The 15043-nt window shown below is 50.7% G+C and carries 14 protein-coding genes and 2 pseudogenes; 6 read left to right on the top strand and 10 right to left on the bottom strand.

The features are described from left to right. The 4 genes and pseudogenes from K0778_RS27670 to dmlR all read right to left on the bottom strand — a co-directional run. On the bottom strand, positions 1 to 62 hold a 62-nt coding region (locus K0778_RS27670; RefSeq protein WP_223671452.1), incomplete at its 3' end, for a hypothetical protein. A 54-nt stretch (positions 63 to 116) separates the two neighbouring features. Then, positions 117 to 239 (bottom strand): annotated as a pseudogene (locus K0778_RS10405) (DUF1971 domain-containing protein); the annotation flags it as partial. 172 nt (positions 240 to 411) lie between these two features. Next, positions 412 to 1050: a leucine efflux protein LeuE gene (leuE, locus tag K0778_RS10400; protein ID WP_000457206.1), complete on the bottom strand. Its 639-nt coding sequence runs from the start codon at positions 1048 to 1050 to the stop codon at positions 412 to 414. Between the two features lie 126 nt (positions 1051 to 1176). After that, entirely contained in the window at positions 1177 to 2100 is a 924-nt protein-coding gene (dmlR, locus tag K0778_RS10395) for a DNA-binding transcriptional regulator DmlR (RefSeq protein WP_001300522.1), read from the bottom strand. A gap of 102 nt (positions 2101 to 2202) precedes the next feature. Between dmlR and dmlA the strand changes: the two genes are divergently transcribed. The 4 genes and pseudogenes from dmlA (at position 2203) to yeaX (ending at position 7101) form a co-directional block, all read left to right on the top strand. Then, on the top strand, positions 2203 to 3288 hold the full coding sequence (gene dmlA, locus K0778_RS10390; RefSeq protein ID WP_000978494.1) for a multifunctional D-malate/3-isopropylmalate/tartarate dehydrogenase: 1086 nt from the start codon (positions 2203 to 2205) through the stop codon (positions 3286 to 3288). Positions 3289 to 3442: 154 nt separating this feature from the next. Beyond that, a pseudogene (gene yeaV, locus K0778_RS10385) lies at positions 3443 to 4924 on the top strand (BCCT family transporter YeaV); the annotation flags it as partial. Between the two features lie 31 nt (positions 4925 to 4955). Next, on the top strand, positions 4956 to 6080 hold the full coding sequence (gene yeaW / locus K0778_RS10380) for a carnitine monooxygenase, oxygenase subunit YeaW (protein WP_000067822.1): 1125 nt from the start codon (positions 4956 to 4958) through the stop codon (positions 6078 to 6080). Positions 6081 to 6135: 55 nt separating this feature from the next. Next, positions 6136 to 7101 carry a carnitine monooxygenase reductase subunit YeaX gene (yeaX, locus tag K0778_RS10375; RefSeq protein WP_001287031.1) on the top strand — a complete coding sequence of 322 codons (966 nt, stop codon included), beginning with the start codon at positions 6136 to 6138 and terminating at the stop codon, positions 7099 to 7101. Between the two features lie 53 nt (positions 7102 to 7154). On the opposite strand, the gene rnd is transcribed toward yeaX, so the two are convergent. The 5 genes from rnd to K0778_RS10350 all read right to left on the bottom strand — a co-directional run bounded on the left by rnd (position 7155) and on the right by K0778_RS10350 (position 13526). Next, positions 7155 to 8270 carry a ribonuclease D gene (rnd, locus tag K0778_RS10370; RefSeq protein ID WP_001303529.1) on the bottom strand — a complete coding sequence of 372 codons (1116 nt, stop codon included), beginning with the start codon at positions 8268 to 8270 and terminating at the stop codon, positions 7155 to 7157. Positions 8271 to 8351: 81 nt separating this feature from the next. Then, positions 8352 to 10037, bottom strand: coding sequence for a long-chain-fatty-acid--CoA ligase FadD (gene fadD / locus K0778_RS10365; protein ID WP_000758422.1), 1686 nt, complete (start codon positions 10035 to 10037; stop codon positions 8352 to 8354). Between the two features lie 204 nt (positions 10038 to 10241). Continuing rightward, entirely contained in the window at positions 10242 to 10823 is a 582-nt protein-coding gene (yeaY, locus tag K0778_RS10360) for a Slp family lipoprotein YeaY (protein WP_000290576.1), read from the bottom strand. A gap of 39 nt (positions 10824 to 10862) precedes the next feature. Then, the gene (gene tsaB, locus K0778_RS10355) at positions 10863 to 11558 is read right to left on the bottom strand and encodes a tRNA (adenosine(37)-N6)-threonylcarbamoyltransferase complex dimerization subunit type 1 TsaB (protein ID WP_001220966.1); all 696 of its coding nucleotides are present in this window, start codon (positions 11556 to 11558) and stop codon (positions 10863 to 10865) included. A gap of 57 nt (positions 11559 to 11615) precedes the next feature. Continuing rightward, a complete protein-coding gene (locus K0778_RS10350) occupies positions 11616 to 13526 on the bottom strand; it encodes an ATP-dependent DNA helicase (RefSeq protein ID WP_000128847.1) in 1911 nt (636 codons plus the stop codon). 131 nt (positions 13527 to 13657) lie between these two features. Between K0778_RS10350 and K0778_RS10345 the strand changes: the two genes are divergently transcribed. Further along, complete coding sequence (locus tag K0778_RS10345) at positions 13658 to 14002, top strand: RidA family protein (protein WP_001295493.1); 345 nt, start codon at positions 13658 to 13660, stop codon at positions 14000 to 14002. A gap of 421 nt (positions 14003 to 14423) precedes the next feature. Beyond that, complete coding sequence (locus K0778_RS10340) at positions 14424 to 14723, top strand: DUF1889 family protein (protein WP_001111993.1); 300 nt, start codon at positions 14424 to 14426, stop codon at positions 14721 to 14723. A gap of 119 nt (positions 14724 to 14842) precedes the next feature. Here K0778_RS10340 and K0778_RS10335 read toward each other — a convergent pair whose 3' ends face one another. Beyond that, the gene (locus K0778_RS10335) at positions 14843 to 15022 is read right to left on the bottom strand and encodes a YoaH family protein (protein WP_000457334.1); all 180 of its coding nucleotides are present in this window, start codon (positions 15020 to 15022) and stop codon (positions 14843 to 14845) included. Between the last annotated feature and the right edge of the window lie 21 nt (positions 15023 to 15043).

Genomic DNA, 15043 nt, shown 5'->3' with positions numbered 1-15043 from the left:
AGTTCTTCGGGCTTACCAATATGGGCCAGAATTGCTGACCAGTTATCGTGAGAGTAATTCATCGGCACGTTAAATCATATCAGGCGTAATACCACAACCCTTAAGTTAGCGCTTATGGGGTAAACCCCCGGGCGCGTTCCTTTATCAAGATGACGTTCGAATATTCCGGCAGGTGCAGTTTGTTTATTCCAGAAAGGCGTTGAGCGCGTATGAATATAATTCTGTGGGATTTGAAGCATCCTTTTCCCTCCTTCGGTGAATGCGCTGAAAACGGTTTATTCCAGCCGTTTCAGGGTACGCCTGATAATTTGCATTTTAAATACCATTTATTGGTTACTTTTTAGCACCATATCAGCGAAGAATCAGGGAGGATTATAGATGGGAAGCCCGCGACAACGCGGGCTGAAAGCATCAGGATTGCAGCGTCGCCAGTCGGGCAGCGAAACCCACGAACATCAAACCAATCAGTGAGTTGCCAACTTTAGCCAGTTTCTTTTTGGTACGTATGTACTGCGTGACAAAAGCACCAGATATAATCAGGAAGCTCAAATAGCAGAAACTCACCAGTTCCAGCGTCGCCGCCAGAATAAAGAATGAAATTCCCGTATGTGGGGCATTAACATCGATAAACTGTACGAAAAACGACACATAGAACAAAATGGCTTTCGGATTAGTCAGGCTCAAAATTAACGCGCGTTTAAAAATAGCACCGTATTGGGGCTCATCGGATTTGGCCTCGCTATTTTTACCCTTCAGGGTCGCGTAAAGAATTTTACTCCCCAGATAGAGCAAATAAAACGCACCAAGATAACGTACAATGTTGAATAATATCGGGGTGGTCTTAATTAATGTCGCCACTCCAGCCCATGCCAGAAACATCAATACCGCATCGCCAATAAATACACCGCAGGCCGCAAGATAACCGCCTTTCATACCGCTACTGACGCTATTTTTGAGTACAAACAGGGTATTTGGCCCTGGCACCAACACAATAAAAATGGCCCCAACCAGATAGGTCCAGTAATTCAGAACCCCGTATTCAGCGAACACATTAACCTCTTTAATTATCTTTCGATCATGCGCGATTAAAGGTGAATATGCTAACCAATCTGTAGCGGCTTAGAAAGGAGAAAATCAGGTTTTAACCTGATATCAACCCGATAATTGAATCATTAATCAGGCATGCTCCAGTGAAAAATTCGGGTAGTGCTCGGCAAAATACTGGCGTAAAAATTCTACCGTTATCCGCACTTTCGCTGACGTCGCCAGCCTTGAAACATAAACGGCCCAGACGTTCGCTGGCTGGTAATATTCCGGTAGCACTTGCACTAAATGACCACTGGCAATGTTTTCGCTAACATCCCACCAGGAACGCAGAGCAATCCCCTGCCCATCGAGACACCACTGATGGACAATTTCTCCATGATTAGACGACAGTGGGCCGGTGACTTTAATCGCATGGGGGCCTTCTTTATTGCGTAATTGCCAGACACCAAAAGGATGATCGCGCTCTTTAATGACCAGGCACGGCAATGCAGAAAGATCGGTTAAATGTTTCGGCGCGCCATGTTGCGCAATAAATTCCGGCGACGCGCAGAGAATACGGTAATTGGTCGCCAGTTTGCGGGCGATTAAATTAGGGGCGATGTCATCGCCAATGCGAATATCGAGATCGACACCTTCATTGACCAAATCGACCAGTCGGTCTTCCACATCAAAACGTAATTCCAGTTGCGGATACGCCTTCGCCAGCGCTGATAACGCCGGAGCCACCACCTGTCGTCCAAAACCAAAGCTGCTGATAATACGCAGCATCCCCTGCGGCACCTGACGCACGTCAGAAAGTTCGTCCATCATCTGACCGACATCCTGCAAAATCCGCTGCGCCCATTCATAAATCCGCTCTCCTTCTTCGGTAATGGTGACGCGGCGGGTGGTGCGGTGTAACAACACCACGTTTAGCGTTTGCTCCAGCAAGGCGATGCGCTTGCTGACGAACGCCGGTGAAACGCCCAGTTCTTCCGCCACGGCGGCAAAACCAGCCCGGCGAGCCACCAGCATAAAGACGCGCAAATCATTCAGCAGCGGTAAATTATTCATGATTCGTGTTTTATGTTTCACCAGTTACGGGGATTAATTCCTTTTCAGTCAATTATAGGATGGTGATGTTGTCAATTTTGATGGTCAGGAAGTGAGAACCCAATGATGAAAACGATGCGTATTGCTGCGATCCCGGGAGACGGGATTGGCAAAGAAGTCCTTCCTGAAGGGATTCGCGTGTTACAGGCTGCCGCTGAGCGCTGGGGCTTCGCCTTGAGTTTTGAGCAAATGGAGTGGGCGAGCTGCGAGTATTACAGCCATCACGGTAAAATGATGCCGGACGACTGGCATGAGCAACTTAGCCGTTTCGACGCCATCTATTTTGGTGCCGTCGGCTGGCCGGATACCGTTCCGGACCATATTTCGTTGTGGGGTTCGCTGCTGAAATTTCGTCGTGAATTCGACCAGTACGTCAACCTGCGCCCGGTTCGTCTCTTTCCTGGCGTTCCCTGCCCGCTGGCGGGAAAACAGCCTGGCGACATCGATTTTTACGTGGTCAGGGAAAACACCGAAGGCGAATATTCCTCGCTCGGCGGTAGAGTGAATGAAGGTACAGAGCATGAAGTCGTCATTCAGGAATCGGTATTTACGCGTCGTGGTGTCGATCGCATTTTGCGTTATGCCTTCGAACTTGCGCAAAGCCGCCCACGTAAGACGCTAACTTCTGCCACTAAATCGAACGGTTTAGCCATCAGCATGCCGTACTGGGATGAGCGAGTGGAAGCAATGGCCGAGAATTACCCGGAGATCCGCTGGGACAAGCAGCATATTGATATTCTCTGCGCGCGTTTTGTGATGCAGCCGGAACGATTCGATGTGGTGGTGGCGTCCAATTTGTTTGGCGATATCCTTTCCGATCTTGGCCCGGCCTGCACCGGCACCATTGGCATTGCCCCATCCGCCAACCTGAATCCGGAACGCACTTTCCCGTCGCTCTTCGAGCCTGTCCACGGTTCCGCGCCGGATATCTACGGGAAAAATATTGCTAACCCTATCGCCACGATTTGGGCCGGGGCAATGATGCTCGATTTTCTCGGCAATGGCGATGAGCGTTTCCAGCAAGCGCATAACGGTATTCTGGCAGCAATTGAAGAAGTGATTGCTCACGGGCCGAAAACACCTGATATGAAAGGCAATGCCACCACGCCACAGGTTGCCGACGCGATTTGCAAAATTATTTTGCGTTAAGGTCAAACCAGTTTATTTGAACCGCGTCACTGACGCGGTTTTTTTATTCGTTCTTTGCAGTAAATAACCTGCGTCATTTCACCTTTTATTGTTTCCGTTTCGTGTTTTATGGCTTTCCGTATTCTTAATTGTTTAATTTATGTAACATGCAAATTTTGTTACGCGTACGTTAGGTTCCGCCGTACAGGTATTGGTTTTGCTGGCAATGGGACTGGTGATTTATTTAGCCACCAGTAAATACGGCAATATTCGTCTTGGCGAAGGAAAACCGGAATACAGCACGCTCTCCTGGCTGTTTATGTTTATTTGTGCCGGTTTAGGTTCTTCTACGCTTTATTGGGGGGTTGCTGAATGGGCCTATTATTATCAAACGCCTGGATTAAATATCGCACCGCGTTCACAACAGGCACTCGAATTTAGCGTTCCCTACTCTTTCTTCCACTGGGGCATCAGCGCCTGGGCAACTTATACGCTGGCCTCATTAATCATGGCTTATCACTTTCATGTGCGGAAAAACAAAGGTCTGAGCCTTTCCGGCATTATTGCTGCTATTACCGGCGTTCGCCCGCAAGGCCCATGGGGAAAACTGGTCGATTTGATGTTCCTGATCGCCACTGTCGGCGCACTGACCATTTCCCTTGTTGTTACCGCAGCAACCTTTACCCGTGGGCTTTCCGCGCTGACCGGTTTACCCGATAACTTCACCGTGCAGGCATTTGTGATCCTGCTTTCCGGCGGCATTTTTTGCCTAAGCTCGTGGATTGGTATCAACAACGGTTTGCAACGTCTGAGCAAAATGGTTGGCTGGGGCGCGTTCCTGCTGCCATTACTGGTGCTGATTGTCGGCCCAACCGAATTTATTACCAACAGCATCATCAATGCCATCGGCCTGACCACGCAAAACTTCCTGCAAATGAGCTTATTCACCGATCCGCTTGGCGATGGTTCATTTACCCGCAACTGGACCGTTTTCTACTGGCTGTGGTGGATCTCATACACCCCTGGCGTAGCAATGTTTGTCACCCGCGTTTCCCGCGGTCGTAAGATTAAAGAAGTTATCTGGGGACTGATCCTCGGCAGCACCGTCGGTTGCTGGTTCTTCTTTGGCGTAATGGAAAGCTATGCCATTCATCAGTTTATCAATGGCGTAATCAACGTCCCACAGGTGCTGGAAACACTGGGCGGCGAAACAGCTGTACAGCAAGTTCTGATGTCGTTGCCAGCCGGTAAATTGTTCCTCGCCGCATACCTGGGCGTGATGATTATTTTCCTTGCCTCGCATATGGATGCAGTGGCCTACACCATGGCGGCGACCAGTACGCGTAATCTCCAGGAAGGTGACGATCCTGACCGTGGGCTGCGTCTTTTCTGGTGCGTGGTGATCACTCTGATCCCGCTTTCCATCTTGTTTACCGGTGCTTCGCTGGAAACGATGAAAACCACCGTCGTGCTCACAGCCCTTCCCTTCCTCGTCATTTTACTGGTGAAAGTCGGCGGGTTTATTCGCTGGCTGAAACAGGATTACGCCGACATTCCGGCTCATCAAGTTGAACATTATCTCCCGCAGACACCGGTTGAAGCCCTGGAAAAAACGCCAGTGCTCCCTGCGGGAACCGTATTCAAAGGCGACAACTGAGCGCCATCATCCTAACGATAAAGGTATCCCTATGAGCAATCTGAGCCCTGACTTTGTACTACCCGAAAATTTTTGCGCTAACCCGCAAGAGGCGTGGACCATTCCTGCCCGTTTTTATACCGATCAGAACGCGTTTGAACACGAAAAAGAGAACGTCTTCGCCAAAAGCTGGATTTGCGTCGCTCACAGCAGCGAACTGGCGAATGCCAATGATTATGTGACGCGTGAGATCATTGGCGAAAGCATCGTGCTGGTACGCGGTCGTGATAAGGTTTTGCGCGCGTTCTATAACGTGTGTCCGCACCGTGGTCATCAGTTGTTGAGCGGTGAAGGAAAAGCAAAAAATGTGATTACCTGCCCGTATCACGCATGGGCATTCAAACTCGATGGCAACCTGGCCCATGCACGTAACTGCGAAAACGTCGCCAATTTCGATAGCGACAAAGCGCAACTGGTTCCGGTGCGTCTGGAAGAATATGCCGGATTCGTCTTCATCAACATGGACCCCAACGCCACCAGCGTAGAAGATCAATTACCCGGCCTGGGCGCGAAAGTGCTGGAAGCCTGCCCGGAAGTCCACGATCTGAAACTGGCGGCCCGCTTTACCACCCGCACGCCTGCCAACTGGAAGAACATTGTCGATAACTATCTCGAGTGCTATCACTGTGGTCCGGCGCATCCAGGTTTCTCCGACTCCGTACAGGTTGATCGTTACTGGCACACCATGCACGGTAACTGGACGCTGCAATACGGTTTCGCCAAACCGTCCGAACAGTCGTTTAAATTTGAAGAGGGTACGGATGCGGCATTCCACGGTTTCTGGCTGTGGCCGTGCACGATGCTGAACGTCACCCCGATCAAAGGGATGATGACGGTCATTTATGAATTCCCGGTGGATTCTGAAACTACCCTGCAAAACTACGATATTTACTTCACCAATGAAGAGTTAACCGACGAGCAAAAATCGCTGATTGAGTGGTATCGCGATGTGTTCCGTCCGGAAGATTTACGTCTGGTTGAAAGCGTACAGAAAGGGCTGAAATCGCGTGGCTATCGTGGTCAGGGGCGCATCATGGCCGACAGTAGCGGTAGTGGCATTTCCGAACATGGTATCGCCCATTTCCATAATCTGCTGGCGCAGGTGTTTAAGGACTAATGACATCGGCGGCGGTATTTTCCGCCGCTGGGCTGATTTTTGATGGAGTACAGCAATGTCAGACTATCAAATGTTTGAAGTACAGGTGAGCCAGGTTGAACCCCTTACCGAACAGGTGAAACGCTTCACGCTGGTGGCAACCGATGGCAAACCATTACCTGCGTTTACCGGAGGAAGTCACGTCATTGTGCAGATGAGCGATGGTGATAACCAGTACAGCAATGCGTATTCACTACTGAGTTCGCCGCATGACACCTCTTGTTATCAGATTGCCGTTCGGCTGGAGGAAAACTCGCGCGGCGGTTCCCGCTTTTTGCATCAGCAGGTAAAAGTGGGCAATCGGTTAACGATTTCAACGCCTAATAACCTGTTTGCGCTAATTCCCTCAGCCAGAAAGCATCTGTTTATCGCGGGCGGTATTGGTATCACCCCTTTTCTGTCGCACATGGCAGAGCTGCAACACAGCGACGTCGACTGGCAGCTACATTACTGCTCGCGAAATCCAGAAAGTTGCGCATTTCGTGATGAGCTAGTCCAGCATCCGCAGGCTGAGAAAGTTCACTTGCATCACTCATCAACCGGAACACGACTGGAATTAGCGCGATTATTGGCGGATATCGAACCTGGCACACACGTTTATACCTGTGGTCCCGAGGCGCTAAATGAAGCGGTAAGAAGTGAAGCTGCGCGTCTGGACATCGCCGCCGATACGCTGCACTTTGAGCAATTTGCTATCGAAGACAAAACCGGCGATGCCTTTACCCTGGTGCTTGCCCGTTCCGGAAAAGAGTTTGTGGTGCCGGAAGAGATGACTATTTTGCAGGTTATTGAAAATAATAAAGCCGCGAAAGTGGAATGTTTATGTCGTGAAGGGGTATGCGGAACCTGCGAAACAGCAATACTGGAAGGTGAAGCTGACCATCGGGATCAGTATTTTAGCGATGAAGAGCGTGCCAGCCAGCAAAGTATGTTGATCTGTTGTTCGCGTGCGAAGGGTAAACGCCTGGTGTTGGATTTGTAGTTTGCCAAAGCCGGATGTGGCGCTGAGCGCGCCCAGTCCGGCTTCGGAAGATTTTACTGCGGATATTCCTGCAATAAATTGTGTAATGCTTCCGCCATCAGCTCACCACGCCAGCCGGAAATCAGCTCCGGCAAATTGTTCTGCGGTTTCAGTTTCCAGTGCCAGTTCAGCAGTTGGTTGATTTGCCGACGCGATGCCAGCAATTCGGCGCTGATCTTATGCGTTTCGCTCACGTCAGTAATCAGCGACTTAATCGCTTTAAACGCTTTACGATAACCCGGCATGTCCATCAGGTTAAGCATCGGCTGCGGTAAGGCCTCTTCCGGCAATGTCTGCGCTTTTTCCACCAGCGCCAGCAGCGTTTTACCGTGAAAGCGGATTTCGCTACCGGATAAACCCAGGCTGTCCAGTTCGCCTAAACTTCCCGGCATATAACGCGCGACCGACCACAAATGCTCTTCACGCACGACAAAGTTCACCGCCAGATCACGCTCACGAGCCTTGCGCAGTCGCCAGTCGGCTAACAGTTGCAGACAGGCCAGTTGGCGTGTGCGTAATTGCCAGGCATTGGTGATATCACGCCAGGCATCTTCCGGCGCAACGACTTCCTGACGACGCATTTGCATCAGGCGGCATTCATCCAGCGCCGCAGGTAGCCAGCCGGAGGCCTCCGTTTCTACCATAAGCTTGGCGGTGATCGGTAACAGATACCAGACATCAGCCGCTGCGTATTCACACTGACGTTCGGTCAGCGGTCTGGCCAGCCAGTCGGTGCGCGATTCACTCTTGTCCAGCGTAACGCCGGAATACTCTTCCACCATGGAAGCGAACCCCCATGACATCGGGCGTCCGCAGAAGGCAGCAAGGATTTGCGTGTCAATCAGGGGTTGTGGTAATTCGCCAAAGACATTGAGGAACACTTCCAGATCTTCACTGCCTGCATGGAGAAATTTTGTGATGGACGGATCGCGCAGGATCGCTTTCAGCGGTGACCAGTCGGTGATCCCGAGAGGATCAATTAACGCCAGATGCTCACCATCAAAAAGTTGAATTAAACCCAGCTGCGGGTAATAAGTGCGCGTACGAACAAATTCAGTATCCAGGGCTATCGCCGGAAAGGCACGGACGGCTTCACACAAAGAAGCCAGCGCATCGTCCGTGGTAATCATTTGGTAATTCAAATTGTATTCTCTTTAGTGGGCGTCAAAAAAAACGCCGGATTAACCGGCGTCTGACGACTGACTTAACGCTCAGGCTTTATTGTCCACTTTGCCGCGCGCTTCGTCACGTAATTCTCGTCGCAAAATTTTTCCGACGTTAGATTTCGGTAACTCATCACGAAACTCCACCAGCTTCGGTACTTTGTAGCCCGTGAGCTGACGGCGGCAAAAGGTCACCAGTGACTCTTCGGTAAGCGATGGATCTTTTTTCACTACGAAGATTTTCACCGCTTCACCACTGGAGCCGGAAGGTACGCCAACAGCCGCGACTTCCTGTACGCCAGGATGCTGCATGACGACATCTTCAATCTCGTTGGGATAGACGTTAAAACCGGAAACCAGAATCATGTCTTTTTTACGATCGACAATGCGCAGGAACCCTTCTTCATCCATCACCGCGATGTCGCCGGTGTGTAACCAGCCATTTTTGATGATTTCATCGGTAGCATCGGGACGCTGCCAGTAACCCAGCATCACCTGCGGTCCTTTGACACAAAGCTCACCCGGTTGACCTGGTGGTACTTCATTATCATCATCATCCACCAGTTTGGCTTCCGTCGACGGCACCGGCAAACCGATGCTACCACTATGATAATCAATATCATATGGGTTAACGCTGACCAGCGGCGCACACTCGGTAAGGCCATAGCCTTCCAGCAGATACTGTCCGGTCAGTTTCACCCAACGCTCTGCCACCACTTGCTGCACTGGCATCCCACCGCCTGCGGAAAGATGCAGACTGGAGAAATCCAGCTGCTGGAACTCTTTATTGTTCAGCAACGCATTGAACAAGGTGTTAACGCCAGTGATAGCGGTAAACGGATATTTCGCTAACTCTTTTACCAACCCTGGAATATCACGCGGGTTAGTGATAAGCAGGTTCTGCCCACCCAGTTCGATAAACAGCAGGCAGTTAATGGTCAGGGCAAAAATGTGATACAGCGGCAGTGCCGTTACTACCAGTTCTTTACCTGGATGCAGCAACGGCCCATAGGTGGCGTTGACCTGTTCCAGGTTCGCCAGCATATTGCGGTGAGTCAGCATCGCGCCTTTCGCCACACCTGTGGTGCCGCCGGTGTATTGCAGGAAGGCTAAATCTTCCGGCACCAGTTCGGGTTTGACGTACTGCATCCGGTAGCCGTTATGCAGTGCGCTACGAAATGAAATGGCATCTGGCAGATGGTATTTCGGCACCAAACGCTTGATGTATTTAACAACGAAATTGACTACCGTGCCTTTTGCCGTAGATAGCTGATCGCCCATACGGGTCAGAATTACGTGCTGAACGGCGGTTTTATCAACCACTTTTTCCAGTGTGTGAGCAAAGTTAGACACGATAACAATCGCCGATGCGCCGCTATCGTTAAGCTGATGCTCAAGCTCACGCGGGGTATACAACGGGTTAACGTTTACGACGATCATCCCGGCACGCAAAATGCCAAACAGCGCCACCGGATATTGCAATAAATTAGGCATCATCAACGCAACGCGATCGCCTTTCTTCAGCCCCAACCCTTGTTGCAAATAAGCGGCAAACGCGCGACTGCGTTCTTCCAGCTTGCGGAAGGTCATCACCTCCCCCATATTCACAAACGCAGGCTGATCGGCGTAGCGCGCGACCGACTGCTCAAACATATCTACCAGAGATTGATAACGGTCAGGGTTGATCTCCGTCGGAACGTCCGCGGGATAACGGTTAAGCCAAACCTTCTTCAATTCTTCACCTCTAAAATGCGTGTTCGTCGTCATCGCAACCCCAAATGATATACATGCTGTTAACATAATATTAACTCATCATACCAGCTTGATAATTACCCAACGAAAAGGTTGCGAAGCGCGTCACTATTTATTTTTATCTTTACCGTAAGAATGCAGAAACAGCGGACCAGCCGCTGTTTCTTTTTCTTTAAAAACAAGCAATTATTCAGTTACAACTGTTTGTACTCTCGCGGGACCGGGATTATACCAGCCCCATCCGCCGTAGCCATAGGGCCAGCCACGACCGCCATAAAACCATGGATCAATCGGCTGAGGCGGCATAATCACCTGCTGGGTTAAATGCCAACGTTTGTAACCCGTTACTTGCATCACCATAAATTTATAGGGCGTATTGCCGATTTTGCCGTCAACCGCACCAGTGATTGGCCCGACTACCGTAACCAGTTGTCCACGGAAATCCACCGGGTCCAGAAAACCGTTCACATCGGCATAAATGCGACCGCGAGAAGGTTCTCCCAGCGTCGGTCTGGCTCCGCTGTCCAGCGGTACGGTAGCAATTTCCAGGCGGGTTTTCCCTTGCTGGTTTTGTACCGCAACCACTTTGCCACCAAAGCGTGCCTCCTGACCAACGTACAGCTGCGGCGCACTCATCACCCGAACTAAATCTTGTTGCGGCGTGGGACTGCTGCCTTTAATGGCGTCCGGCACAGTGACACAACCGCTCAGCATTAGCGCAAACGTACCTGCCAGTATGCCTTTGATAACATTCTTTTGAACCGCCATGGTGCGACTCCTTTTTTTCTCAGGGCATACTCTTAAGATTCATTCTTTGCCCGGAAGTTTCTTCCATGCGACGTTGTTACGTAAATAAACCGGTTCGGCATGTTCCACCGCCACCGTTTTACCCTCGGCAAACATCTGACACGCAATCGGCAGCATATCTTCAGCAGCAGGCAGTAACACTTCGCCATCGCGCAAAACCAGCCCGCTCTCTTTACCGAGATCCGGCCAAGCTTGCCAGCCCGTCCCTACCGTCACCCATTCGCCGGAAAGCTGTTGCATTCGTTCATGGACGATTTCGGGTTTGAGTACGGCTTCGGTTTCTTCACCGTGCCAGATACCGTTTTCATCACGCTGATATTCGGCCCAGTAAACTTCGCCCATTCGCGCGTCAATGGCTGCCAGCACGCGGGTTGCGCCGTTTTTGCGCCACGCCCCTTGCGCCATCGTCATTAGCGTGGAGACGCCAATCATCGGTAATTCCGCGCCAAGCGCCAGCCCTTGCGCGATGCCAATACCAATGCGCACGCCAGTAAAGCTACCGGGGCCGCGCCCGTAAGCCAGAGCGTTAATATCAGTGAGGGAAGTTCCGCTGGTGGTCAGGATATCCTGCACCATCGGTAAGATTCGTTGAGTATGTTCACGAGGGCAAAGCTCAAAATGAGCGTTGACAGTACCGTCGTTCCACAGGGCGACAGAGCAGGCCTCTGTCGCGGTATCGATAGCCAGAATTCGCATGGGTCTTCGTGCTTAGATCAATAAAAAGGCGCGCATCATACCATACTCCGTAACAAATTACCTGGAGGATGGTATCGCAAGGAAACGAACCGCACGGGCAATGTCACGGGTGCGTGGCGCGGGCGGCAGACTGGCGAGAAACGTCGCGCCGTAAGGACGCATCACCAGCCGATTGTCACAAATCACCAGCACGCCACGATCGTCGGCGTCGCGAATCAGTCGCCCTACCCCCTGTTTGAGAGTAATGACGGCATCTGGTAGTTGCACTTCATCGAACGGGTCGCCACCGCGCAAACGACAATCTTCCATGCGCGCTTTTAACAGTGGATCATCCGGCGAGGTAAACGGCAATTTGTCGATAATTACCAATGACAATGTATCGCCACGCACGTCCACCCCTTCCCAGAAACTGCTGGTTGCCACAAGAAGCGCATTACCGGCGCTGACAAATTGCTGCAACAGTTGCCCTTTGCTGGTTTCCCCCTGCAACAATACAGGAAGCGTCATGGTAGCGCGGAACTGCTCGGCCAGATCGCGCATCATGGCGTGCGAGGTACAAAGCATAAAACAACGACCGTTGTTAGCTTCGATGATCGGTCGCAGCATTGCCGCTAACTGGCGAGCAGAACCTGGCTGGTTGGTTTGCGGCAGATTGCGCGGCACACAGAGTAACGCCTGGCGGCTGTAATCAAATGGGCTGGGCAACAGCAACGACTCGGCCTGTTCGATGCCAAGCCGCGAGGTGAAATGATGCAGATCGTCGTTCACCGACAGCGTTGCTGAGGTGAAGATCCAGCTACCGGGTTTTTGCGCCATTAACTCTTTGAATTTATCCGCCACGCTGAGCGGCGTGAGAGCCAGAGTAAAATGGCGCGAAGTGCATTCGTACCAGTAGCTGTAGCCCGGCTGATTGATCTCTTTTAGCCGCTTCAGCCGTGTGCGATACAACGTGGCGCGCTCAAATGCCGCATCCAGCAAGGCGGAACGCCCCAGTGACAGTTTCGCCACGTCATAACAAAGTTCCAGGGTGTCATCGAGCAGTAAAAATGCCCGCTGAATTTGCGGATTAGCTAACAGCTCACGCAGGTTACCGCGATAACCTGGCTCACCGAGTTGCAGACGAAAATCCTGCGCACTCTGGGCAAGACGATCAGCGCACTTTTGTAACTGCTGGGTGTCTTTTAATTCGGTGCGGTAGGCGATGGTGATGTCTTTTGCCAGGTCGAGCAGTTGTCGACTGGAGAGTGACTGACCAAAATACTGGCTGGCAATGTCCGGTAGCTGGTGGGCTTCGTCGAAGATCATGACGTCCGCTTCCGGGATCAGTTCGCCAAATCCACTCTCTTTAACCACCATATCCGCCAGAAAGAGATGATGGTTTACCACCACCACATCGGCGTCCATCGCTTTTTTACGTGCTTTGACCACAAAGCAATCTTTATACATCGGGCAGTCGCTGCCAAGACAGTTGTCGTTGGTGCTGGTGACCAGCGGCCACGCCTGTGAATCTTCCGCCACGCTGACGCAGGTGCTGATATCACCATCGACTGTTTGATTAGACCAGGAGCGCAGCAGGATCACATCGCTTAAGATTTGTACCGGCAGATCGCCCCCCGCCAGCGCCTGCTGTTCGAGACGTTCGAGGCAGAGGTAGTTTGAGCGCCCTTTCAGCAGCGCCACGTTGCCCGTATATTTCAATGCCTTTGAGACTGTTGGCAAATCGCGGCTGTAGAGCTGATCCTGCAACGCTTTTGAGCCGGTCGAGATAATGACTTTCTTTTTCGCCCGCAGCGCAGGAGCCAGGTAAGCGTAGGTTTTGCCCGTACCGGTTCCTGCTTCCACCACCAGCGGCTGGCCTTTTTCTATCGCCTGGGTGACGGCTACCGCCATCTGTCGCTGTGGTTCTCGCGGCTTAAAGCCTGGTATCGCTTTCGCCAGCTGACCGTCTGGTGCAAAATCGTCCGTCACACTACCCCCTGTTGATTTGAACAGGGATTATGTCAGGATGAGGGCGCTTTCGCCAGTTGAAGTGGTGACGGCGACCTCACATTGTGGCAGTCTTTGCAGCACGAAAATGGAAGTATAATGAGGACAAAATGATGACTATCGTTCGTATCGATGCTGAAGCCCGCTGGTCTGATGTAGTAATCCACAACAACACGCTCTACTACACTGGTGTACCGGAAAACCTCGACGCCGATGCCTTTGAGCAAACCGCCAACACGCTGGCACAGATTGACGCCGTGCTGGAAAAACAGGGCAGCAATAAATCGAGCATTCTGGATGCCACCATTTTCCTGGCCGATAAAAACGACTTCGCGGCGATGAATAAAGCGTGGGATGCCTGGGTTGTGGCGGGTCATGCGCCGGTGCGCTGCACGGTGCAAGCGGGGCTGATGAACCCGAAGTATAAAGTTGAAATTAAGATTGTGGCTGCGGTGTAAGCTTTATCGAAGCAAAATAAGTCAGACGATAATTTATCGATAATACTGGTCGGTTTTACATAAATCGACCAGAGATTAAGATATTACTGTTGATGCTCCTGCTAATTCATTATTTATTTTTATAATTTCAATTTTAGCTATAAAGCTAACTATATAAATAAACATAACCATGCCGTTGTGTTCGCCCTTCGATTAGCACCTCTGGTTTTCTTTCTTAGCTGAACAATCTGGTTATAGCGTGCGGACTGACCGTTAATTTTCTCCATCTTACTGGATAACACACCATGAGCTGCTACCTTTAAAACACCTGAATGTCAACAGGTTAACTCGTGCCATATCGTTATAATCCCTTTGATATTAGATGCAAATTAAGGTCATATATAGCCTTATCGATAACATGGTTAATTTTAAGGATAAGAATATGCCTGCTGTAATAGATAAAGCCCTGGATTTCATTGGTGCCATGGATGTATCAGCGCCAACACCAAGTTCGATGAATGAAAGCACAGCGAAGGGAATCTTTAAATATTTAAAAGAACTGGGAGTACCCGCGAGTGCCGCTGATATTACGGCGCGAGCTGACCAGGAAGGCTGGAACCCTGGGTTCACGGAAAAAATGGTTGGATGGGCAAAAAAAATGGAGTCTGGTGAACGCACTGTAATTAAAAATCCTGAATACTTTTCAACATATATGCAGGAAGAACTAAAAGCACTGGTCTGAGTTTAATTTATATCAGCATAAATGGGTCAGGACGCTTTTAATCACATATAAAAAGCGTCCTTTTTCTCACAATCAAATAATCATCGGATTCTATAACGAAATCGATACGGATTAGTGTGTTACTCGTCTTCATCCTCAAAACGCGCCACGATTCGCTCGCCGGAGTGGTTGGCACGCAGCTCTTCTGCCACCAGCGCGATTGCCTGGCCGCTGCTCATCCCTTGTGCCATCAGTTCCTGGATCCGCTCGACAGCTTTTTGCTGCTGTTCATGGGTGAGTGAAGGTAAACCTGCAAACATTGTTAACTCCTGCTAAATTGT

The organism is Escherichia sp. XD33 (genome assembly GCF_019375075.1).
Classification (GTDB): Bacteria; Pseudomonadota; Gammaproteobacteria; order Enterobacterales; family Enterobacteriaceae; genus Enterobacter; species Enterobacter flexneri_A.
Note: the sequence above shows the minus strand (reverse complement) of the source record. Positions and strands in the feature narration are given on the sequence as shown.

Excerpts from the sequence above, each read along its gene's own strand:
- yeaX (WP_001287031.1), top strand. The coding sequence starts at position 6,136 with ATGTCAGACTATCAAATGTTTGAAGTACAGGTGAGCCAGGTTGAACCC.
- yeaY (WP_000290576.1), bottom strand. The coding sequence starts at position 10,823 with ATGGCGGTTCAAAAGAATGTTATCAAAGGCATACTGGCAGGTACGTTT.
- dmlA (WP_000978494.1), top strand. The coding sequence starts at position 2,203 with ATGATGAAAACGATGCGTATTGCTGCGATCCCGGGAGACGGGATTGGC.
- K0778_RS10340 (WP_001111993.1), top strand. The coding sequence starts at position 14,424 with ATGCCTGCTGTAATAGATAAAGCCCTGGATTTCATTGGTGCCATGGAT.
- rnd (WP_001303529.1), bottom strand. The coding sequence starts at position 8,270 with ATGATTACCACGGACGATGCGCTGGCTTCTTTGTGTGAAGCCGTCCGT.
- dmlR (WP_001300522.1), bottom strand. The coding sequence starts at position 2,100 with ATGAATAATTTACCGCTGCTGAATGATTTGCGCGTCTTTATGCTGGTG.
- K0778_RS10345 (WP_001295493.1), top strand. The coding sequence starts at position 13,658 with ATGACTATCGTTCGTATCGATGCTGAAGCCCGCTGGTCTGATGTAGTA.
- K0778_RS10335 (WP_000457334.1), bottom strand. The coding sequence starts at position 15,022 with ATGTTTGCAGGTTTACCTTCACTCACCCATGAACAGCAGCAAAAAGCT.
- tsaB (WP_001220966.1), bottom strand. The coding sequence starts at position 11,558 with ATGCGAATTCTGGCTATCGATACCGCGACAGAGGCCTGCTCTGTCGCC.
- yeaW (WP_000067822.1), top strand. The coding sequence starts at position 4,956 with ATGAGCAATCTGAGCCCTGACTTTGTACTACCCGAAAATTTTTGCGCT.